This window comes from Pantoea sp. X-Soil-TKNS-1279, from assembly GCF_059730565.1.
Genome location: NZ_AP035948.1, coordinates 2,467,684 through 2,489,185, shown reverse-complemented (window position 1 = coordinate 2,489,185; position 21,502 = coordinate 2,467,684). Strand labels below are relative to the sequence as shown.

Below are 21,502 nucleotides of genomic sequence, written 5' to 3'. Positions count from 1 at the left end.
CGCACCGGCCTGGGGACATGACGAGGAAAGATTGATGAAAAAGTTAATCAACAAGGTTGATGATGTTGTCAGGGAACAACTTGAAGGCTTTGCCCTGGCGCATCCGGAATTAACGGTCAATATCGAACCTTTCTATGTCTGTCGCCGCACCGATAAACCGAAGGTTGCACTGATTTCCGGTGGTGGGTCAGGGCATGAACCGATGCACGGTGGATTTGTCGGTTTTGGCATGTTGGACGGTGCCTGCCCCGGACATATTTTTACCTCGCCAACTCCCGATCAGATGTACGAATGCGCGCAAAAGGTCAACAGCGATAACGGCATCCTGTTGCTGATTAAAAATTATACAGGCGACATTCTTAACTTTGAAACCGCCGCTGAATTGCTGCATGGCGAGGGCATTCCGGTACAGGTGGCGGTGATTGACGATGACGTGGCGGTGAAAGATAGCCTGTACACCGCAGGTCGTCGTGGTGTTGCCACGACGGTGCTGGCAGAGAAAATTCTGGGCGCAGCGGCGGAAGAGGGTTACAGCCTGGATGAATGCGTGCAACTGGCGACGCGTATTGGTAACCGTGGGCGTTCAATCGGTGTGGCATTGTCGGCCTGTACGGTGCCCGCTGCGGGCCGGGCAAGTTTTGATTTAGCTGATGATGAAATTGAATTTGGTATTGGTATCCACGGTGAACCGGGTATCCGCCGCGAGAAGTACAGTGACTGCGATACCCTGGTCACAGAGATGCTCAACGAAATTCTCGACAATACGCCCTACAGTCGCGTGTTGCGGCAGTGGGACGGTGATAAAGGCGAGTGGGTGGAAAACAGCCAGACTACCGAGCCGTTAAATGAACAGGACAGCGTGATTGTGCTGGTCAATGGGTTGGGTGGCACGCCGTTATCAGAGCTGTATGCGGTGTACCGCAAAACGGCAGAAATCCTGACCGCGCGCAACATCCATATCGCCCGAAACCTGGTGGGGACGTTCTGTAGCTCCATCGACATGCAGGGGGTATCGATCACGCTGTTGAAAGTCGACGAAGAGATGCTGACGTTGTGGGATTTTCCGGTCAGCACCCCAGCGTTACGCTGGAAAATGTAACCTGGTGTCGCGGTCTGGTCAGTAAAGCCAGGCCGCTGTGACGCGGGAAGAGAGCATTCTGTGGGGGATAACAATGGTCGTAAGCAAAAAACAGGTGATTGATTGGCTGGATGCCTCAGCAACGGTTTTTGAGCAGCAGCAAGAGTTTCTGACCAATCTGGACCGCGAAATCGGCGATGCCGATCACGGGTTGAACATGAATCGTGGCTTCAAAAAGGTAAAAGAGAAACTGCCGACGCTGGAAGATAAGGATATTGGCACCATTTTGAAAAATACCGGGATGGTGTTGTTGTCGAGCATTGGCGGTGCCAGCGGGCCACTCTATGGCACTTTTTTCCTGAAAGCCGCCGAATGTGTCATGGCGAAAGAAGAATTAACGGTGACGGATTTATACAACCTGTACCGCGAAGGCACGGAGCGTATCATCGCACGCGGGATGGCACACCCGGGTGATAAAACCATGGTGGATACATTGTCGGCCATTGTTTCATCGTTGCAAACCCAGCAGGAAGCTCCGCTAACCAGTGCATTGAATAGCACATTAGTGGCGGCCGAGGCCGCGATGAAAAGCACCATTCCGATGCGGGCCGCAAAAGGGCGTGCAAGTTATCTTGGTGAACGTTCTATCGGACACCAGGACCCCGGTGCGACCTCCAGTTATCTGTTATTTAAAACACTTTGTGAGGTTGTTGGCTAACAAACGTGGTCCTCAATAAGGTGATCCAACTATGGTCAATATTGTGGTGGTTTCGCATAGCAGGAAGCTGGCTGAAGGCGTGATTGAGCTGGCGTCACAAATGACGCAGGGAAAAGTAAAGTTCGCCCTGGCGGCTGGCATTGATGATCCTGAAAACCCGATTGGTACTGATCCGGTCGCGGTGATGATGGCCATTGAGGAGGTGCTGGATGACGATGTGCTGGTGATGGTCGATATGGGAAGCGCGATCCTCAGTACCGACATGGCGAAAGAGCTGCTTGGCGAGGAAAAGATGGCACGCGTACAGATTTGCGCAGCGCCGCTGGTGGAAGGCACGGTGGCGGCAGCGGTCGCGGCGGCATCCGGGCAATCGGTTGAACAGGTGATGGCAGAGGCACATCAGGCGCTGACAGCAAAGTACGCCCAGTTGGGGCAGAGCGAGGCGTTGCCAACGATGCCGCTCCCGGTGGCGCCAACTGACACGCACAACGGCAGCAAAAGCTTTTCCTGGACAATAACCAATCCGACCGGCATTCACGCCCGTCCGGCATCGGCGATTGCCCGTTGTCTGAATCAATTTGATGCGGAGGTACAAATCGTCAATGGCGATCGTGTGTTGAATGCCAAGAGCATGAACAATGTGGCGCTGTTGGGCATCAAATGTGGTGATGTCATTACGTTGCACGCTCATGGACCTGAGGCGCAGCAGGCAATCGATGCATTTGCCGCGCTGGCAGCAACGCAATTTGGCGATGACAACGCGGGGCCGGAGGCGGTGGTGAAAAAAAAGTCCGGCGTGCTGGCGGTGACGATCTGCCGCATCGAACGTGACCTGCCACAATTGACGCAACGTGCAGTGGCCGCAAAAGACGTCGAAATTGCCCGGCTGAGTCAGGCGATTGCGGCGGCGAAGCAGGAACTGGAGATATTGATTGCCACCACATCTGAGCAACTGACGGACAATGAGGCGGCAATTTTTTCCGCACACCAGATGATGTTGGAAGATGGCGAGTTGTTCGACACCACCCTTGAACGGCTGGAGCAACAACCAGCACCTGTCGAGCAGTTGTGGCTTGGCGTGATTAGCCAGATGGCCGATGAATACCGGGCGATTGAGGATACGTATCTGCGTGAACGGTATATCGATGTTTATGACGTTGGTATGCGGGTGCTGGGGCTGTTGCTCGGCCATCCTCTGTCTACTCTGCCGCCAGCGCATTCGCCCACATTAATTATCGCTAATTATCTCTTGCCCTCGGAAATTATGGCCTTAGACAGCACGCTGACTGAGGGCGTCTGTTTTACCACCATCGGTGCCCAATCTCATGCGGCGATTTTGGCCGCCGCACGCGGGATCGCGGTGTTTTTCGATCGCAACGGCAAGCGTACCAGACAATGGCAGGATGGCACGCGAGTGCAGTTGGCAACGGATTCCGGCGAGATCATGGCGGTATAACCTTTTCATCATCCTGAATTGAACCGTGGTTTCAAAAACCTGGCGTCACCGATAGACGTAAGTCACGCCGATCTTGTATGGTAATGCTCAGGAACATCCTGCGGGCCAGCTACGGCCTGACTGAAACCCTTAGGAAACGTGATGAAAAACTGGAAAACAAGTGCAGAACAGATCCTGACCACCGGACCGGTTGTTCCGGTGATTGTGGTAAACAAACTCGAACACGCCGTACCCATGGCTAAAGCGCTGGTGGCGGGCGGTGTTCGCGTGCTGGAAGTGACCCTGCGCACGCCAGTGGCGATGGATGCGCTGCGTGCCATGATTAAAGAAGTTCCGGAAGCGATTGTCGGGGCGGGAACCGTTATCAACCCCCAGCAGTTGAAAGAAGTGACCGACGCGGGCGCGCAGTTTGTCATCAGCCCCGGTATCACCGAACCGCTGCTGAAAGCCGCCGTAGAAGGCCCGGTGCCGTTGATTCCGGGTATCAGCACCGTATCCGAGCTGATGACGGGTATGGATTACGGTCTGCGCGAGTTTAAATTCTTCCCGGCGGAGGCCAACGGTGGCGTGAAAGCGTTACAGGCGATTGGCGGACCCTTCCCACAAGTACGTTTCTGCCCAACTGGCGGTATCTCACCGGCTAACTATCGTGACTATCTGGCGCTGAAGAGCGTGCTGTGTATTGGCGGCTCATGGCTGGTGCCGAACGATGCGCTGGAGGCGGGTGACTGGGATCGTATTACCCATCTGGCTCGCGAAGCGGTAGCGGGCGCGAAATAAGTGATGAGCGGTGAGCCGGGTGCTCACCGCATCAGGTGTTAACCTTCGACTTTCACCGCGGCTGCGGCTTTGATAGCGCGAGCAACGGCGTCATCGGTATTCTCACCGGTGGCGAGCGCCACGCCCAGACGGCGTTGACCGGCGATTTCCGGCTTACCGAACAAACGTAACTGCAAGCCCGCACCCAGTGCCGCTTCAACATTTACGAAGCGTACATTGGTGCTTTCCAGTTGCGGCAAAATCACCGCGCTGGCCGCTGGGCCATACTGACGAATAGCGCCAACCGGTAAACCGAGGAAGGCACGGACATGCAGCGCGAACTCAGACAGATCCTGAGAAATCAGCGTTACCATGCCGGTATCGTGTGGACGCGGTGACACTTCGCTAAAGATCACCTCATCGCCACACACGAACAATTCCACACCAAACAGGCCATAACCACCCAGCGCCTTAACCACTTTTTCCGCGATAGCTTGCGCGCGTTGCAGGGCGAGGTCGCTCATTTGCTGGGGTTGCCAGGATTCACGGTAATCGCCATCTTCCTGACGATGGCCGATCGGGGCACAGAAATGTATGCCATCGACAGCGCTGATGGTCAGCAGCGTGATTTCGAAATCGAACTTCACCACGCCTTCAACAATCACACGACCGGCACCGGCGCGCCCACCTTGTTGCGCATAATCCCAGGCCTTGTCGAGCTGGCTGGCTTCGCGAATAAAACTCTGGCCTTTACCGGAAGAACTCATCACCGGCTTGACGATGCAAGGAAAACCAATGGCATTGGCGGCGGCAACAAAGTTTTCTTTGCTGTCGGCAAATTGGTAGGTGGAAGTCGGCAATGCCAGTTCCTCGGCAGCCAGACGACGAATCCCTTCACGATTCATAGTCAGACGCGCGGCGCGCGCGGTGGGCACCACTTTTTGCCCTTGCTGCTCCAGCTCAAGCAGTTTTTCGGTGGCGATGGCTTCGATTTCCGGCACCACGAAATCCGGTTTCTCCAGGGCAATCAGCGCGGCCAATGCGTCGCCATCCAGCATGTTAATGACATGGCTGCGATGGGCAACATGCATAGCAGGCGCATCGGCGTAGCGATCGACAGCAATCACTTCCACACCCAGACGCTGGCACTCCAGTGCCACTTCTTTACCCAGCTCGCCTGAACCTAACAGCATGACACGCGTTGCGGCAGGACGCAGCGCGGTTCCGAGAGTCGTCATAATTTCACCTTAGCAGTCAAAATGCGCGCGCAGTATATACGAAAACGTTTGCGTTCTCATCTTTTCAGCACGGCAACGTTTGCCTTACTTTGCGTCGTTCTGACGTTTCCTGACATCCACTGCGGCAGCATGTGAAACCCGGATCTTAAACAGGAGTTAAACGATGAATAACTGGTTGCAGCAAATTCAATCGGTACTGAAAAAGCAGGGAAGCAGCGGTAAGGGTAGCGGGTTAAGCGACATGCTGGCACCGGGGGCGTTAGGTGGGCTGGCGGGTTTGCTGATTGCCAGCAAATCCTCCCGTAAGTTGCTGACCAAGTACGGTGGGCAGGCGTTGATTATTGGCGGTGGAGCCGCAGCGGGTGCAGTGCTGTGGAATAAATATAAGCAACGGGTACGTGAAACCCATCAGGATCAACCGGGTTTCGGCCAGGTGCAAACGCCGCTGGATCAGCGTGCTGAACGGTTGGTCACCGCCCTGGTGTTTGCGGCCAAGAGTGATGGGCATATCGACGATCGTGAACGTGCGGCGATTGAGCAGAATATTCATCAGGCGGGTTACGGCGCGCAAGCGGAAGCCCTGATTCAGCAGGCGATGAACCGCCCGCTCGATCCGCACTGGCTGGCGGCTGATGTGAAAAATGAAGAAGAGGCACTGGAACTCTATTTTCTCAGTTGCGCAGCCATTGATGTCGACCACTTTATGGAACGCAGTTACCTGACCGCATTGGGTGATGCCTTAAAGATCCCGCAGGATGTACGCGACGAAATGCAAAAAGATCTCGCCGCTGAAAAAGCCAGCTTACCCGCAAGTTAACCCCCGCACAGGCCACCTGGGTGGCCTTGTTTTACATTTTCCTTGTACTCAATGGCTTGGCTTCCTGCGCGATCGGTGCCACGCTTGCACAATGTTGTCTCTTCAGGGAAATGAACCATTATGAATCAGCCTCAGGCAAAAAAAGTCCCTCACCACATGACCCTGCATGGGGAAACTCGCACCGACAATTATTTCTGGCTACGTGATGATGATCGGGAAAATCCCGAGGTGATCGACTATTTGCATGCTGAGAATGACTATGGCAAAGCGATGATGGCTACGCAGGCGCCACTACAGGATCGGGTGCTGAAAGAGATTATCGACCGCATTCCTCAGCAGGATCATTCGGTGCCCTACGTGAAAAACGGCTACCGCTACCAGAGTCGTTATGAAACCGGCAATGAATATCCGGCCTATTATCGCCAGCCGAAAGAAGCTGATCTCGATGCCGAATGGCAATTGCTGCTTGATGGTAACCAGCGCGCGTCGCACAGCGATTTTTACACTATGGGGGCGCTGGCGATTAGCCCGGATAATCAAGTGATGGCATTGGCGGAGGATTTTCTTTCTCGCCGCCAGTATGGCATTCGCTTTCGCAACCTGGTCAGCGGCAGCTGGTATCCCGAGGTGCTGAGTGATGCCTCTTCCAGCCTCGCCTGGGCCAATGATTCGCGTACCGTCTATTACGTGCGTAAACATCCCAAGACTTTGCTGGCTTATCAGGTCTGGCGTCACGAATTAGGGCATCCGCAATCTGATGATCAACTGGTCTACGAGGAGAAGGACGATACGTTCCATCTCAGCGTGCACAAAACCACCTCTGAACACTTCATCCTGATTGCGCTGTTTAGCACCACCACCAGCGAGATTCAGCTGATCGATGCGGAATATCCTGATGCTCAACCCCAGGTCTTTTGCCCACGCCGTCGCGACCATGAATACACCATCGATCACTACAATCATCAGTTTTATATTCGTTCGAATCGTGAAGGGAAGAATTTCGGTTTATACCGCAGCGCCTGGTTGGCGGAAAATCGCTGGCAGACGCTGATTCCGGCTCGCGATCAGGTGGTTCTGGAAGATTTTCAGCTGTTCAAGCATTGGCTGGTGGTAGAAGAGCGCTCGCGTGGGATGACCAGTCTGCGTCAGATTCATTGGGAAAGCGGTGAGAGCACCGGCATTGCTTTTGACGATCCCACCTATGTCACCTGGTTGGCCTACAATCCAACGCCGGAGAGCGATACGCTGCGCTACGGCTACTCGTCAATGACCACCCCAACGACGTTATTTGAACTCAACATGGAAAGCGGCGAGCGGCGTGTGCTGAAGCAGACGCCTGTCCCGGGTTTCAATCCGGATGATTATAAAAGTGAACATCACTGGATAACCGTTCGCGATGGCACGGAAGTTCCGGTTTCGCTGGTCTACCATCGTAAGCACTTCCAGACGGGCAATAACCCGATGCTGGTTTATGGCTACGGTGCTTATGGCAGCAGCATGGACGCCAGCTTCGGCACCAGCCGTATCAGTTTGCTGGAACGTGGCTTTGTCTATGCGATTATCCATGTGCGGGGCGGTGGCGAGCTGGGTCAGCAATGGTATGACGATGGCCGACTGCACAACAAGATGAACACCTTCACTGATTTTATCGACGTCACGGAAGCGCTGGTTGCGAAGGGATTTGGTCACCCGCAACGGTTATACGCGATGGGGGGCAGTGCCGGGGGGTTATTGATGGGCGCGGTGATCAATATGGCTCCGCAGCTTTACCACGGCGTGGTGGCGCAGGTGCCATTTGTGGATGTGGTGACCACCATGCTGGACCCTTCCATTCCGCTGACTACCGGGGAATATGATGAATGGGGCAATCCAGAGGAGGAGGCGTATTATCACAGCATCCGACAATACAGCCCGTATGATAACGTGGCCGCACAAGACTATCCGCATTTGCTGGTGACCACCGGTCTGCACGATTCACAGGTACAGTACTGGGAACCGGCAAAATGGGTGGCGAAATTGCGCGAGCTAAAAACCAACGATACGTTGCTATTGTTGTGCACCGATATGGATTCTGGTCACGGTGGCAAATCAGGCCGTTTTAAATCCTATGAAGGGGTCGCGCAGGAGTTTACCTTCCTGATTGGTCTGGCGCAGGGTGTTCTGCCAGACCGTCATGACTACTGATCATTTTTGACGTACTTGCGCAGCGCCTGCCGCAGTGGTGGGCGCAAATCACGCACATTTTCCAGCACCCAGCGCAGATAACCGGGATCTTTGCGCGCCACGCTGCCAATACTTTGCCCGCGATATTTTCCAAACGGGAACACATCATCGGCCACCGGCGCGGGCTGGCAACGGCTGACCATCTGCTCAGCATCCCAACCAGACTTCTCCATGATGCGAATCAGCAACGCCGCGGTGACGTAACAATCGTACAGCGCGCGGTGCGCGTGCAAATTGGCGGGCGGGGTGACGTCCAGTTTCAGGCTGTGACGCAGGGCCTGGTTACCGTATTTCTGACCGGGCCAAAGTTGACGCGCCAGCGTCATGGTGCAAATCCACTGCCCTGGCATTTCCGGTAGCATTCGCCTGTCAAAACTGGCGTTGTGCGCGACGTAATGGGGGCTGCCGTAGTAGCGACCGATTGCCTGCTCAATGGTGGGTTTACCCACGACCATCGCTTCAGTGATGCGATGCACGGCCATCGCCTGGCGGCTGATAGGGCGATCCGGGCAGATCAGATCACTCATCGGATTGAGGATCTGCCCGTCAATCACATCCACGGATGCCACTTCAACCACACCCCCCTGTAAACCGCAGGTTTCGGTATCGATTACGCGTAGCATGGCTTATTTCTGCTTCGGTTCGTAGGGCAGGCGAGAAAGGCTGAGTGACGCCTGACGATATTGCATCAGACGCTGGCGAAACCAGTCACGCAGCGCTTCCGGTTGCTCCCTTTCGACCAAATCTGCCACTACCGGCATGTTGTAGCGCTCTTTAAACGCCACGCCAGCGGCCGCCAGATCGACATTCACTTTGTCTTTCTCTTCCTGCGACAGCAGGGCAAGGTTTTGACTCATGTTTTTCTCCTGATAAACAGGGGCAAAAGTAATGTTTTCCCCGTTCAGGATCAAGGGAAAAGGGAGCGCATTGCAGCTATCGACACCTGCGGAACAGCAGCGTATCCTACTGCCACGCTTGCGGCAGATTGCCGTAAAAAAGAGGATAGCCTGATGAAGAAGACGAGATTAAGCCGCCTGGCGGCGCTGTTGCTGGCGTCATCCGCGCTGGCCTTCAGTCAGTTTGCACTGGCGCATGCCCACCTTAAAACGCCGGTTCCGGCTGACAAATCTACCGTTGATGCTTCACCCAAGTCGTTAACTCTGACGTTTACCGAAGATATCGAACCGGCATTTAGCGGCGTTGAAATCCGCAATGCACAGAATCAGACCGTACCGGTTGGGAAAGCTCAGATTAACGCAAAGCAACATGATCAACTGATTGTACCGCTGAGCCAGCCACTGCCAGCCGGAAGTTATCAGGTGAACTGGCATGTGCTCTCGGTTGATGGTCATAAAACCAAAGGTAGTTATCAGTTTAGCGTGAAGTAATGGGGCTAAGCACGCTGTGGGTTAGCCTGCGGGCGATCCACTTTTTGTCGGTATTATTGCTGACTGGCAGTGCGTTTTACACCGCACTGCTGGCGCCGGCGCGTTTTCGTCCGGTACTGGCGTTTCGTCTGCGTGGCATCCTGGCGTTAAGCGCACTGGTGAGTTTGCTGGCGGCAGTGTTAATGCTGGCGACGCAAACAGGCCTGATGAGCGGTGACTGGCGCAATGTGTCCGATGCAGAAACCTGGCTGGCAGTACTGAGCACCCGTTTTGGCGGGGTATGGCGCTGGGAGATTCTCTTCGCGTTAGCGAGCGTGTTGGCGTTATTGCTTCGAGGCAGGTTGTGTCAGCAATTGTTGTTACTGACCGGATTACTCCAGCTTATCGCATTAGCGGGTGTGGGCCACGCGGCGATGCGTGATGGCTGGCTGGGAAGCTTGCAGCAGGCAAACCACGCCTTGCATCTGATTTCTGCCGCGTTCTGGAGTGGTGGTTTGTTACCACTGCTACTACTGATGCGCGACGCACGCAACATAGCCCATCGGGCTGATGCCATCCGCAGCATGATGCGTTTCTCTCGCTATGGGCATCTGGCGGTTGCGCTGGCGTTGCTGACCGGGATGTTCAACAGCCTGTTGATTGCCGGTGATCCATTGCAATGGCAGCCCACATGGTGGAGCACGCTGCTGATTGCCAAAGTGTTGCTGGTCATGTTGATGGTGACCATTGCTGTGATTAACCGCTACTGGTTGGTTCCTCGTTTTCGTCTGGCCGGAAGCGATGCAGCAACACTTTTTATTCGTCTGACGCAGCTTGAGCTGCTGCTGGCGATCGCTGTAATTGGGTTGGTCAGCGTGTTGGCCACGCTGGCACCAGCCTGAATCATTGATACCGATTGAATGTATGAGGTCGACATTTTGCTGAAGAAACTGATTCCAGCTTGTGTACTGATGGCACTTTGCAGCCAGGCGGTGGCTGCTGAAATTATCACCATCAGCCGTTTTGAGATTGGCAAAGACAAGTGGCCGTTCACGCGGGAAGAAGTCATGTTGAGCTGTGAGAAGGGGGGAGCGCTGTTCGCCATCAACCCCAGCACCTTGTTGCGTTACCCGTTGAATGATAAAGCGGAAGCGAACCAAAAGTCCGGACGCGGCACCACTGAATCGATCAGCTCAATTCAGGCTGATGATAAAGCCCATCCCGGACAGAAAATGAGCCTGGAACCGATTATCGCCCGTGCTCAGGCACTCTGCGACAAGTAAATCCCGCTGCATGGCGCGGCAGAGCCTGCTGCGCCTCATCCCTCAAGTATTCTGCCGTCGCGATCACAGAGTCGACAGCTTTCCGCCCCCCCGGTGACAGTTGGCTGGAAAATAATCACCGGTGGTCTACCTTTAAAAGGCAAGGCGACCTCGCCTGCATTAATGCCAACTTTTAGCGCACGGCTCTCTAAGAGCCATTTCCCTGGACCGGATACAGGAATCGTATTCGGTCTTTTTTTATGTTCAAGTTTATATTGCGCATTAACTAATTGAACATTATGGAAAAATCACTTCTCATCAGGTAAATGTAGCTATCCGAATCAGGGACTTATGGTCATAGCTATGCTTACATGGTCTGGCAGCCCTGGGGGGCTTCGTAACTTCATACAGTCGACGGGGCGTGGATTTTTAAATGAAAGACATCATTGCGGAATTTTATTCCAAAGCAACTGGACGGAAAAATAAGCACAATAGAATTGATCTTATTATTATCACTGCGTAACTGGCGATTTTATGATTAAGATAAGTTCGCCAGTTATTTTCTGGTTTACATGACCGGCGTTAATGACGTGTTATCAATATTGACTTTTTTTGCCCTGATAAACGGTTTCTCTACAAAGTTCCATGAAGCCCATGCGAGTAGTGATGTTATGCATAGAGAAGCGATCATACTTGGATAAAGACTTAAACTTGTCTGATTTGCAATTATTTGCTGAACTGGCCAGGCATAAATGTAGGCGCCATAGGATATATCAAACTTCCCACCTATCATCGCATCTTTAAAACTCACGCCAATCGCCAGTGTAATAAACGTAATTGCCATATATCCCAGGGTGATAATTTCTGTAGTGCCTTTCATAATATATAATATACAGATGGAAACGATCAATAATGTGGTTTTTATTTTCTTCTCATTCCATTTATCTATTGTCATTGAAAGCAGAGACCCAAAAAAGAAACAAATTCCGAACTTCAGCATCCAGCCTACTGATATGCTGTACCATATTGCATCCATTGCTTCTTTGTTTAACAATATATTCAGAGAGATCAATATAGTGAGAAATATTGCGGGGGTTTTCCATGTGTTGCTTAAACAAAGCATGAATCCTAAAACCAGGTAGCACGCAAACTCCATACTTAATGTCCAGAGAGAGCCATTTATTGGTCCTTCGAATTTATATCCCGCAAAAACATCTGGGACGTTAACCGGTAGCATCATTGAGATTCTCATGAAATATGAGAGTGCATCTGAGCTGAATATATAATTAATTGCATCTTTTTGATAAAAAGGTGCAATTATATATATCATCACAAATGAGCACACGATAAGAGCCGGGAATATCCGTTTGACTCTTTTCGTCATGAATCCAATATAATTCGGTGTTCTTTGGAATGACTGAGTGACGAGAAATCCAGAAACAGAGAAGAAAATTGCCACTGACAATCCACCTAAGGTCAGAAGTCCCCTGAATACATGGTCTGGCAGTGACATAAATGTGTGATGATGACTATATATAACCATGTAAGCAGCGAATAATCTAACGATATCAAAGCAGTTATTTCTATGCATTTCAGATGCATTCCTTATGACGTTCTTAACGTTAATACTGACTATTTCTGTAACAAAATTAGGATTAATCCTACCACTTACTAACGGGCTGTCGTAATGGTTACATCAAACTTCAAGCTACTGGCATACATAAATCGCACGTAATGCTAACGAAAATCTTGCAATTTGTTCTCCCTTAACTTACTGATGGGCGCTTTCCCGGGGCATGGGGCGAAATGTCCTTCATACATGAGATGTGTAGGTCGCATCAGAATTGAAGGGTAAGTGTGGTGACTCAAGTTGAGAACACATGTCCTGAAGCGATGAAAAGTTGCTTAGAATTGGGGTTTATTTAACCAAAAAAGAAGTAGTGATGTGGATTATCTTCTTTAAAATCAATGGATTTTAACAATTTGAATGTGTTTCTTTCTGTTTGCATGAGCGATCACACCTTGCAATTCTGAACATTCACTTCGTGGCACTAAAGGCAAAATCTGTGAAGGTCTGCTAACACTGGTTGGTCCCTAAAAAACAAATGTAATTATTTGTAACATCCCTCAGTTAATTTATGATCGCTTATCCAGGGAATGTCTTACTCATCGATTGGTAAATGTGTGAAGGACTGTGCCAGCACAGGCCTTGTTGTATCGCCAATCATAAATTGGTATCCGCTTTTCTCGACCGGAATAGCAAGAGAATGTTCCGCACATTTGCCAGCCAGCCTTAATAAGAGAAGGGGACACTGCTGCTCCAAATTAGGCTGAAGAAACTGCGAGGCTATGCTATTTCTGAACGGGTAGTTGACGGATTATTAACCAAGTTAGCTTCTTAGTTAAGAAAATTTAAAGTTAAAGAGAGGTTTTTCTGCTTAACTGAGAGTATTCCCAAGGTTATTCTATCTTCCTTGTGATAAGGAGATTGCCATGAACTTTTTGATAGGGATTCCAGAACGTGAACCAGTATCCAATCCTGGAATGTTTGAAGTCTATAAATTGAGAGATTCTGCTGATCGTTCATGCTTGCTTGGGGTTAACGTGCTCAGTTCGAGTAATGAACAAGATAATCATCCCGAAAAATTTGTTTCAGTGAGGTCTGTCGAGATGATTGCCTATTTCATCCGTGCTGGGTACTAAGATATCGTTTACAATGGCAAATATTGAACCGCCCGCTGGGGCGGTTTTTTATTGGGGTAAATTCGACATAATCGCTTAGTTAAGCGAATAACCCTCTCTGTAAAATCAGTTGAATGATGGCATGTCGCCTTGAACCAGAATTCAACGCAAGGTCGTCCTCTTGTTATTATACTTTAACATATCTACTCAATACATAGAAAATCTGAGTCCAGATGGCGATTACGGATATTTCACGAAGAAATTCAGGCGTGAGTGGACCGTTCCTGTTAGCTTGATAGTTTCCGTTTTTATTTCAGGACAACTTCTGTGTATAAACCTCATTGCCTGTTGGTTGTACTACTTCTCAGTGGCTGTGCGCTTAAGCGCTATCCGCAAGCCCCTGCGGTAACTGATAAAGAAGCCAGTACTTATGATTGCAAGGCTTTGCAGTCCGAAATTGCCAAAGCACACATGACGCAACAACAAATCGATAAAACCGGTGAATTTGATGCCCTGACGGTCATTGGGTTCGTGGGCGATTTTGGCATCGGAAACGGCATTGCTAAAGCGAATGCAAATAGCAAAGTGAGTGCACGTCTTAAACAGCTTGAAGCACTGAAAGCGATTCGTTGCCAGGATTCTCAGACCGGCTAATCACAGCACGACATGCTCTGGCGGTCAAAAGATGGTATAAGAGTGGCGCTAAAAAATGGTTGCCTGCATACAAGGATTCTCGATGGCAAATACACAATATCTTCTCTGGGTGATGATTGGCACATTGACCCTGTTATGTGTGTTTATTTCCGCGTTGGTTGGCCGGGCAAAATCGCCACGCCTGGGATTTATTACCTTCGCGGTATTATTTATCGGTTTTATGACTGCTATTTTCTTCATCACGCGTTAGCTGATAACGCATTGCCACACCAGTGGTGTGGCAAAAGTGATGTGAGTTATCGAGCGGTATGAAGTGAATTTCGGTGCTGGGCAATAAGCTGCTCAGCCAGAGGGCGATCTTCTTCATGCCGGGATATGTAGTATTCGTAAGGGTCTTTCACTCCCAGGCTTTCGACATAATCCAGATGGGCGCGTTTGATCTCACGGTTTATGTACTGCACTTCATCCAGCCCCATATCATCGGCGTAAACTGGCGCTTTACTTTTAATCTCACCAATCAAGGCCTTATTGTTCTGCATGAAGTCTTCCAAATCGATTTTATAATAATCTTTCATCGGCTTATTCCTTCAAACAACCTCAGGTGAAGTCTGGCAAAAGATGTGCTGGATATGTGTCTGTAGATGCTAACCAATCTCGCGGAATTCTCCGGCAGATGTTACTGAGCGGAATGCCTTTAACTGCATGAATTATATGATCATTATATGGCTCACCTAGGGAATGCTTATGAGAATGATTGTTAATATCATTTAACTTGTTCGGAATACTCCGAAGGTTTACATTACTTCCCGTCCCTCGCAGAGCTAACACCTTTAATGAGTGCCGGAGATAAGCGCCGGAAGGGGCATTCATCAGGGCTGCAGGAAGCAGCCGCTGTTGAATTTAGTCAGGCCGATCCCTCTGGTTTATCCCACCACCAGCAAATGCACCAGTCGCGCAAGGGTTTCCAGCAGCAACAGGCTGCCGATAAAAATCACCACCAGAATCCCAATAAACTGTTTCCGACTGTTCACGCTTCCTCCCCGGTGGTTACAGGCCGCCAGGCTATACTTTATGCCGTAATCACTAAACTTCCAGTAAACCAGCTTTGAGGAGACCATTATGTTTTACCAAACGGTCGATGCAAAAGCGTGGCGTAACATCTGGGTAGTCGGTGACTTACACGGATGTCGCACCCAGCTCGATTCACAGCTGATCCTACACCAGTTTGATAAACAGCAGGATTTATTGCTTTCTGTCGGTGATTTGATCGATCGCGGGCCGGACAGTCCCGGTTGTCTTGAATTACTTAAAGAACCCTGGTTTCGCTGTGTGCGTGGAAACCACGAACAGATGGCTATCGCTGCTCTGCAAGGCAAAGATCCGATGTTATGGGTTATGAATGGTGGTGAATGGTTCTGGCAGCTACGTGGCACTGCTTTGATTGCTGCACGCCACGCGCTGAAGCAATGCGTGGAATTGCCCTTGATTTTACATCTTCAGCTCGGGGATCGGGTGGTGGTGATTGCGCACGCTGATTATCCTGCCAGCCACTATGAACTGGGACAGGAAGTGGACTGGCATCAGGTGGTGTGGAGTCGCGACCGGCTGGGACGGCATCAACGGGGTAACACGATGGCGATTGATGGAGCCAGTGATTTCTACTTTGGTCATACGCCGCTGGAGCAACCGCTCAACGTTGCCAATCAACACTACATTGACACCGGTGCCGTGTTTGGCAACCGGTTGACATTGGTACAGTTGCAATAGCGGTTAGCGGAACAGACGACCGTCTCTAACCAGCTCGCGCGGATAGCTATTCTTGATGCGATTCCCGACTTTTTTTGCCAGCCCCAGCGTTTGTTGCTGGTAGGTCACCAGAACTTCATCGCGGTCAGGTAAATTTTCCGGATGGATATCCTGACCGCGATACCAGCTTTCCGCTTCCGCTTCCGTCAGTGCAAACGACAACGCGTTATCCGGTTGTGTCAGCGCAACCACGGCTTCATGCTGCCAGCGATACCCCTTGGGGAAAGTCTCCGCGAGTTTCAGGCCAATGCGTGAAAAGCGTACTTTCCCCAACCAGCTTTCCAGCGCCGCCGGGAACAGCCATAGTTCTTTATCGCGTTGCCATAACTGAAGATTATCCTCCCAACGCAAACCCACTTTCGCGGCGGCTTGCTGCACTTCAGCGTTCAATTTTCTGCTGGCAGGAGAGAAGGGCAGTTTACCCACTTTATAGCTGGGTGTCGGCAATGCGGGCAGACTGGCAATTTTGCGCAGGCGAGCAACAAAGAACCCTTCGCTATCATAGATATGCGGGAATACATGCATAAAACCTTCCGGTGTCAGCGCCTGTTCCGCCCCCGTAAACAGGCCAGCCAGAGGAACGATTTCAACCGCATCGGGATAGCGTTGCTGCAACCAGCTGATAACTTGTTGATTCTCAATCTGATTAAGGGTACAGGTCGAGTAGATTAACGTTCCACCGGGTTGTAGCGCATGAAAGGCGCTGTCGAGAAGATCGCGCTGGGTGGCGGCAATCTCTTCCGTGCTGGCGAGTGTCCAGTTGCGCAGCGCATCAGGATCTTTGCGCACCACGCCTTCACCGGAACAGGGGGCATCCAACAGGATGGCATCAAATTGTTCCGGTAACGCAGCACCAAAAACCCGGCCATCAAAGTGGGTGAGAGCGACGTTGCTGACGCCACAGCGGCTGATATTGGCATGCAAGACCTTGACCCGGCTGGCGGAATATTCATTAGCAAGGATGGCACCCTGATTGTGCATCAATGCCGCCATTTGTGTGGTTTTAGAACCCGGTGCCGCAGCAACATCCATCACCTGATGGGCATCCGGAGCCGCATCAAATAATGCCGTTACTGGCAACATGGAGCTGGCTTCCTGAATGTAGAACAATCCGCTGAGATGCTCAGCCACGCTGCCGAGCGGGAGCGATTCGTCGTCGCGTTCAATCCAGAAGCCTTCTTTGCACCAGGGGATCGGCGTGAGCTGCCAACCATAATCTGAGGTTTGGGCGAGAAAATCATCCACGCTAATTTTTAACGTGTTGACGCGCAAGCTGCGACGCAAGGGTTGTTGACTGATGGCGAGAAAGCGTTGCATTACAGTCTCGTCAGACAAGCTGGTGCGCATCAGCGCAAGGAAATCTTCTGGAAAGCGTTCGGACACGGGTTTCTTCCGGGGGAAAACAAACAGAGCGCGAAGTGTAACACGCGAAAAAGAATCGGGCAGCCAGGCTGCCCGATTTGCTTACGGTTGTGCGGGGTCGGGAATTGCCGTGCCCCAATTGCGCCAGTCTTTCGGCGCTTCATCCTGTAACAGGAAATGTTTGTTGGCACCTGCCTGCGGAGCCAGTGGCACCGTTGGTGGTGTGGCAAACTGAATGCCGCCCTGAATAAATTGCTGGAACGTACCGGTTTTCACCACACCGCCAATCAGGCCGAAATTCAGGTTGTAGCCGGATGCCAGCCAGAACACCGAGTTATTACGTACCAGATGTTGATATTTCTTACTGATGCGCAGAGCTACCTGGACACGGTCCGCCATGTTGCCCAGCGAAGTACCGGTAACGGTACCGACTTCCACACCACGGAACAGCACCGGTGTACCGACGGAGAGCGAACCGGCTTCGGTTGCATCAACGAAGATATTCAGGCCGTTAAGATAACGGGAATCGGTGATGGTGCTGTCCTGAAGCTCGAACGTCCGTGACTGCGCCCCTTTGCCGGGATCGACGTTGACATAGGGTTGGAGCAAGGTTTCGAGGTGATTAACACCGGCTGCCGAAATCTGTGGAGATACCACGGAGAAGCGGCTGCCAATACGGGCGAAGTCCTGCACATATTCGGGATACAGCACCGCTTTTGCCACGACCTGGTTGTTATCGGCACTGAGCGACAATGATTCGACCTGGCCGACATTAATACCGAGATAACGAATCGGCATGCCTGCGGCAAGTTTGCTGGCATCGAAAGTATGTAACGTAATCTGGCTACCCACAGCACGCGCTGCCGTTTCAGATGGGTACAGGATACGTTTAACCCCTTTTGCCGCCTGTGCTCCACTCAAATTGTCAAAGCTGATGGCGCCTTTTAACGCACGGTTCAGCGGGGAAGCTTGTACCGTCAGACCACTGCCATTTAACTGAACCTTGGCACCGCCTTCCGCCCAGAACACGCTTTCACTGGTTAACAGTTTGCGGTACTGAGGTTCAATATGTATCGAAATTTCAAATGCATCGGCGCGAGGAACCACATCCACCACTTCACCGACCTGGAATTTGCGATACAAAACCACCGAACCGGTCTGCACGTCAGGCAGGCTGTTGGCGGTGAGTTTCAGGGTGGCAGGAGGCTGCTCGCCAATGATGCCTTCCTCGGCGCGTTCAGCATCGGCATACAGTGGATAGTGACTGTCCGGGTTGCCTTTCGCACCCGGGATCAGACGAATACCGCCGTCCACCCATTCACGCGCACTGGCACCGAGCACCTGCATGCCATCCAGGCCAAATTTAACGTTGATACGGCTATTGACGACAAATTTACTGTCAGCGTGTACCAGATGGCGATACTCCGGATTAATCGCCACTACAAAACTGATGCCTTGTTCATCCAACTGACGTGAAATCACCTGACCAATCTGCATGCCATAAAGCATCAGCGGTTGACCGGCATCGATGCCATAGGTCTCCGGGGCGTTCAGTTTTAAGGTCAGAACGTTAGGTTTTTGCAGCAACGATTCACTGGCTGGCAGCACACTAAAGTGGTCCTGCGGCTGGCCTTCGCCGGGGATCAATTCAAAGGTATTACCGGTCAGCAGGCTGCTGAGGTTGGTGTCAGTCAGGCTGATCTTCGGCGAACGCATCTCAATGCGTGTACCACTGCGCATCAGACCGGCAACGGAAGGATCAACGGTCAGCTCACCGGTGACTTTACCGCCAGGAAGTAGATTCAGTTTGGTTAAGGTGCCGACTTCCAGGCCTTGATACATTAATGGGGTGCTGTCGGCTTTCAGGTTATCACCACTGGGTAAATCAAGACTGACCTGCACGCCCCGCTGGCTTTGGGCCAGATCGGGATATAGCGTGTAGTTCTCATCGCTTGCGGCTTGTTGACCCTCATCCGGTGAGTCAAAGGCGATGGCACCGTTCACCAATGCCGCCAGACTCTCCAGCTTCACCTTAGCCCCGCTCAGGCTGACATCCGCATCCACGCCCGAGACGTTCCAGAAACGGCTCTGCTTTTTAACCAGGTTAATGAAACGACGCTCGATAAGTACATCTATAGTCACACCATCGGTGTTGCTGTTGATGCTGTAGTCATAGACCCGGCCAACCGGGATTTTGCGGTAGTAGACCAGCGAGCCAGTATTGAGCGAACCCAGATCGGGTGCGTGCAGATGGATCAACAATTCACCGGTATTTACGCGATATTTCGGCTGCGTATCTAACGCGGTGAAATGTTCCTGCGGATTACCGCTGCCAGGCATCATGCCAATATAGTTACCGCCCACCAGCGCATCCAGCCCGGAAACACCTGCCAGAGAGGCTTTGGGGGTGACCAGCCAGAACTGCGTGTTGTCGCGCAGCGCATCACGCATATCGCTTTTGATACTGGCTTTGATCTGGATGCTGTGATAGTCATCACTCAGCACGATCCCCTGTACCGTACCGACTTCCACGCCCTGATAACGAATCGGCGTGCGCCCCGGCACGATGCCGTCCGCGCTTTGGAAGTTAATCGTGATGATGGTTCCGCGTTCCTGATAATTGGTCCACAGCAGCCATGCGGCAATCAGCAGGGCAATAATGGGCAATAACCAGAACGGCGAAATCTTGCGTTTGTTACGCAGATTAGCGCTAGTCGGTGTAGTCGGCGTTTCCTGTTGCATGTGCATCCCAAATCAGGCGGCTGTCAAGCCACTCAACAGCCATAATGGTCAGGATTACTGCCGCACCAAAGTAGAGCGCGGCGGGTCCCATCGTAAAAGCCAGCAGCTGATCACGGTTGACCAGCGACATGGTTAAAGAAATGACGAACAGATCGAGCATCGACCAGCGGCCGACCCAGGTTACGGCGCGCAGCAGACGGATACGGGTCTTTAGCCCCTGTTCACATTTAAAGTGGATACTGAGCAATAACGTCAGCATTACCAACACTTTGGTAAACGGCACCAGAATACTGGCAATAAATACCACGGCAGCCACCGGGATATTGCCCGAGGCCAGACCGAGAATGCCGGAGAAAATGGTATCTTCGCGTCGGGCACCATTGACGTAAACCACTGAAATCGGCAGCAGATTAGCAGGGATCAACAACACAATGGAGGCAATCAGCGACGCCCAGGATTTTTGCAGGCTATGGCGACGGCGAAAATCCAGCGGCGTGTGGCAGCGGGTGCAGCGTCCGCGATTGTCAGCCACACCGGTGTGATGGCAATTCAGGCAGACCTGCCATTGTTCGGGAGGCGAGGTCGGTACGGATTGCGGGTAATAATGTTCCCACAACTGTTCAACATTGAGGTGGATCAGGGTCAGAACGCTGAGAACCGTCAGCGCGATATAGGCCACCATGCCATAACCGACCTCCAGTGTGGCGTAATCCTGGACTTTGATTGATGCCACCGCGACACCCACCAGATAGATATCCAGCATTACCCACTCTTTTAATTTCTCCAGCATCAACAACACCGGACGCAAATTCATCCCGAGCGCATGACCGATGCCTAAATAGCTGATGCCCGCCACCAGGGTGACCGGCGCACCAATGGTGCAAAACGCCACGATAGATGCCGTCAGCACATCGCCTTGCTGCGTCATCTGAATCACGCCTTCCAACAGGCTGGCGTTGATACGCATCCCAAGCAAACGGATATCCACCAGCGGCAGGGTAAAGGCGAAGGGCATCAGCACCAGCATGGTAACGGCCATGGCGGTAAGACGCGTCATTGACCAGTCAAAACCGCTCTGAATTCGGGCATTGCAACGCGGGCAGTGGGCAGCCTGATGCGATTTAACATCCGGTAAGGAAAAAAGGGTATCGCATTGCGGACAACGCTGATAACGTGCGTGGGGCAACGTCTGGCTGATAGCGTGAATTTTCATAGGGTGACGCAAGTGGCCCATCGTTTGTTACTGTTACCGGCATGTCATACAGCGCTAGCTGGCTGAGACAGCTGTCGTGGCATCACGTTCGATCCACAGAAAGCTAAGGGTATAGTAACTAACAC

General features: G+C 51.9%; 21 protein-coding genes. 13 read left to right on the top strand and 8 right to left on the bottom strand.

Going from position 1 to position 21,502, the window contains the following annotated elements; translation table 11 throughout:
- Positions 1 to 34 precede the first annotated feature (34 nt).
- From dhaK to AC6I8N_RS11765, 4 genes are all read left to right on the top strand, one after another.
- Entirely contained in the window at positions 35 to 1,099 is a 1,065-nt protein-coding gene (dhaK, locus tag AC6I8N_RS11780; RefSeq protein WP_021182972.1) for a dihydroxyacetone kinase subunit DhaK, read from the top strand.
- Between the two features lie 73 nt (positions 1,100 to 1,172).
- The gene (gene dhaL, locus AC6I8N_RS11775) at positions 1,173 to 1,796 is read left to right on the top strand and encodes a dihydroxyacetone kinase subunit DhaL (protein ID WP_208724166.1); all 624 of its coding nucleotides are present in this window, start codon (positions 1,173 to 1,175) and stop codon (positions 1,794 to 1,796) included.
- 31 nt (positions 1,797 to 1,827) lie between these two features.
- Positions 1,828 to 3,252: a dihydroxyacetone kinase phosphoryl donor subunit DhaM gene (gene dhaM / locus AC6I8N_RS11770; protein ID WP_497829106.1), complete on the top strand. Its 1,425-nt coding sequence runs from the start codon at positions 1,828 to 1,830 to the stop codon at positions 3,250 to 3,252.
- A 141-nt stretch (positions 3,253 to 3,393) separates the two neighbouring features.
- A complete protein-coding gene (locus tag AC6I8N_RS11765) occupies positions 3,394 to 4,032 on the top strand; it encodes a bifunctional 4-hydroxy-2-oxoglutarate aldolase/2-dehydro-3-deoxy-phosphogluconate aldolase (protein ID WP_208724168.1) in 639 nt (212 codons plus the stop codon).
- A gap of 38 nt (positions 4,033 to 4,070) precedes the next feature.
- On the opposite strand, the gene purT is transcribed toward AC6I8N_RS11765, so the two are convergent.
- Positions 4,071 to 5,249, bottom strand: coding sequence for a formate-dependent phosphoribosylglycinamide formyltransferase (gene purT, locus AC6I8N_RS11760; RefSeq protein WP_497829105.1), 1,179 nt, complete (start codon positions 5,247 to 5,249; stop codon positions 4,071 to 4,073).
- A gap of 163 nt (positions 5,250 to 5,412) precedes the next feature.
- Between purT and AC6I8N_RS11755 the strand changes: the two genes are divergently transcribed.
- The gene (locus tag AC6I8N_RS11755; RefSeq protein WP_208724169.1) at positions 5,413 to 6,066 is read left to right on the top strand and encodes a tellurite resistance TerB family protein; all 654 of its coding nucleotides are present in this window, start codon (positions 5,413 to 5,415) and stop codon (positions 6,064 to 6,066) included.
- A 120-nt stretch (positions 6,067 to 6,186) separates the two neighbouring features.
- Positions 6,187 to 8,250 carry a S9 family peptidase gene (locus AC6I8N_RS11750; RefSeq protein WP_497829104.1) on the top strand — a complete coding sequence of 688 codons (2,064 nt, stop codon included), beginning with the start codon at positions 6,187 to 6,189 and terminating at the stop codon, positions 8,248 to 8,250.
- On the opposite strand, the gene exoX is transcribed toward AC6I8N_RS11750, so the two are convergent.
- Together exoX and AC6I8N_RS11740 are read right to left on the bottom strand one after the other, a co-directional pair.
- The gene (exoX, locus tag AC6I8N_RS11745; protein WP_497829103.1) at positions 8,244 to 8,912 is read right to left on the bottom strand and encodes an exodeoxyribonuclease X; all 669 of its coding nucleotides are present in this window, start codon (positions 8,910 to 8,912) and stop codon (positions 8,244 to 8,246) included. The two genes, AC6I8N_RS11750 and exoX, sit on opposite strands and share 7 nt — an antisense overlap.
- Before the next feature lie 3 nt (positions 8,913 to 8,915).
- The gene (locus AC6I8N_RS11740) at positions 8,916 to 9,146 is read right to left on the bottom strand and encodes a DNA polymerase III subunit theta (protein WP_021182980.1); all 231 of its coding nucleotides are present in this window, start codon (positions 9,144 to 9,146) and stop codon (positions 8,916 to 8,918) included.
- A 153-nt stretch (positions 9,147 to 9,299) separates the two neighbouring features.
- Here AC6I8N_RS11740 and copC point away from each other — a divergent pair, with 153 nt between their 5' ends.
- Genes copC through AC6I8N_RS11725 form a run of 3 tightly spaced genes read left to right on the top strand, consistent with a single transcriptional unit; the run spans position 9,300 to position 10,939 of the window.
- Entirely contained in the window at positions 9,300 to 9,677 is a 378-nt protein-coding gene (gene copC / locus AC6I8N_RS11735; protein ID WP_497829102.1) for a copper homeostasis periplasmic binding protein CopC, read from the top strand.
- Positions 9,677 to 10,558 (top strand): copper homeostasis membrane protein CopD, encoded by an 882-nt coding sequence (gene copD, locus AC6I8N_RS11730; RefSeq protein WP_497829101.1) that lies wholly within the window; start codon positions 9,677 to 9,679, stop codon positions 10,556 to 10,558. The genes copC and copD overlap by 1 nt, the downstream gene beginning before the upstream one ends.
- Before the next feature lie 33 nt (positions 10,559 to 10,591).
- On the top strand, positions 10,592 to 10,939 hold the full coding sequence (locus AC6I8N_RS11725; protein ID WP_497830686.1) for a YebY family protein: 348 nt from the start codon (positions 10,592 to 10,594) through the stop codon (positions 10,937 to 10,939).
- Between the two features lie 547 nt (positions 10,940 to 11,486).
- Here AC6I8N_RS11725 and AC6I8N_RS11720 read toward each other — a convergent pair.
- Complete coding sequence (locus AC6I8N_RS11720) at positions 11,487 to 12,509, bottom strand: acyltransferase family protein (RefSeq protein WP_497829100.1); 1,023 nt, start codon at positions 12,507 to 12,509, stop codon at positions 11,487 to 11,489.
- 902 nt (positions 12,510 to 13,411) lie between these two features.
- Between AC6I8N_RS11720 and AC6I8N_RS11715 the strand changes: the two genes are divergently transcribed.
- The 3 genes from AC6I8N_RS11715 (at position 13,412) to AC6I8N_RS11705 (ending at position 14,504) form a co-directional block, all read left to right on the top strand.
- Positions 13,412 to 13,621 carry a hypothetical protein gene (locus AC6I8N_RS11715; protein WP_497829099.1) on the top strand — a complete coding sequence of 70 codons (210 nt, stop codon included), beginning with the start codon at positions 13,412 to 13,414 and terminating at the stop codon, positions 13,619 to 13,621.
- Between the two features lie 306 nt (positions 13,622 to 13,927).
- Positions 13,928 to 14,254, top strand: coding sequence for a hypothetical protein (locus AC6I8N_RS11710; RefSeq protein ID WP_497829098.1), 327 nt, complete (start codon positions 13,928 to 13,930; stop codon positions 14,252 to 14,254).
- Positions 14,255 to 14,336: 82 nt separating this feature from the next.
- Entirely contained in the window at positions 14,337 to 14,504 is a 168-nt protein-coding gene (locus AC6I8N_RS11705) for a hypothetical protein (protein ID WP_021182986.1), read from the top strand.
- A gap of 46 nt (positions 14,505 to 14,550) precedes the next feature.
- Here AC6I8N_RS11705 and AC6I8N_RS11700 read toward each other — a convergent pair whose 3' ends face one another.
- A complete protein-coding gene (locus AC6I8N_RS11700; RefSeq protein ID WP_497829097.1) occupies positions 14,551 to 14,829 on the bottom strand; it encodes a hypothetical protein in 279 nt (92 codons plus the stop codon).
- Between the two features lie 544 nt (positions 14,830 to 15,373).
- Here AC6I8N_RS11700 and AC6I8N_RS11695 point away from each other — a divergent pair.
- Positions 15,374 to 16,021 carry a metallophosphoesterase gene (locus AC6I8N_RS11695; protein WP_021182988.1) on the top strand — a complete coding sequence of 216 codons (648 nt, stop codon included), beginning with the start codon at positions 15,374 to 15,376 and terminating at the stop codon, positions 16,019 to 16,021.
- A gap of 3 nt (positions 16,022 to 16,024) precedes the next feature.
- Here the strand turns inward: AC6I8N_RS11695 and rsmF are convergent, their stop codons facing one another.
- The 3 genes from rsmF to yebS all read right to left on the bottom strand — a co-directional run bounded on the left by rsmF (position 16,025) and on the right by yebS (position 21,377).
- Positions 16,025 to 17,443, bottom strand: a complete 1,419-nt coding sequence (gene rsmF / locus AC6I8N_RS11690; RefSeq protein ID WP_497829096.1) for a 16S rRNA (cytosine(1407)-C(5))-methyltransferase RsmF — start codon at positions 17,441 to 17,443, stop codon at positions 16,025 to 16,027.
- A gap of 81 nt (positions 17,444 to 17,524) precedes the next feature.
- Positions 17,525 to 20,164, bottom strand: a complete 2,640-nt coding sequence (locus AC6I8N_RS11685) for a PqiB family protein (RefSeq protein ID WP_208723566.1) — start codon at positions 20,162 to 20,164, stop codon at positions 17,525 to 17,527.
- Complete coding sequence (gene yebS, locus AC6I8N_RS11680; RefSeq protein ID WP_415174521.1) at positions 20,133 to 21,377, bottom strand: membrane integrity lipid transport subunit YebS; 1,245 nt, start codon at positions 21,375 to 21,377, stop codon at positions 20,133 to 20,135. The genes AC6I8N_RS11685 and yebS overlap by 32 nt, the downstream gene beginning before the upstream one ends.
- Positions 21,378 to 21,502: the final 125 nt, after the last annotated feature.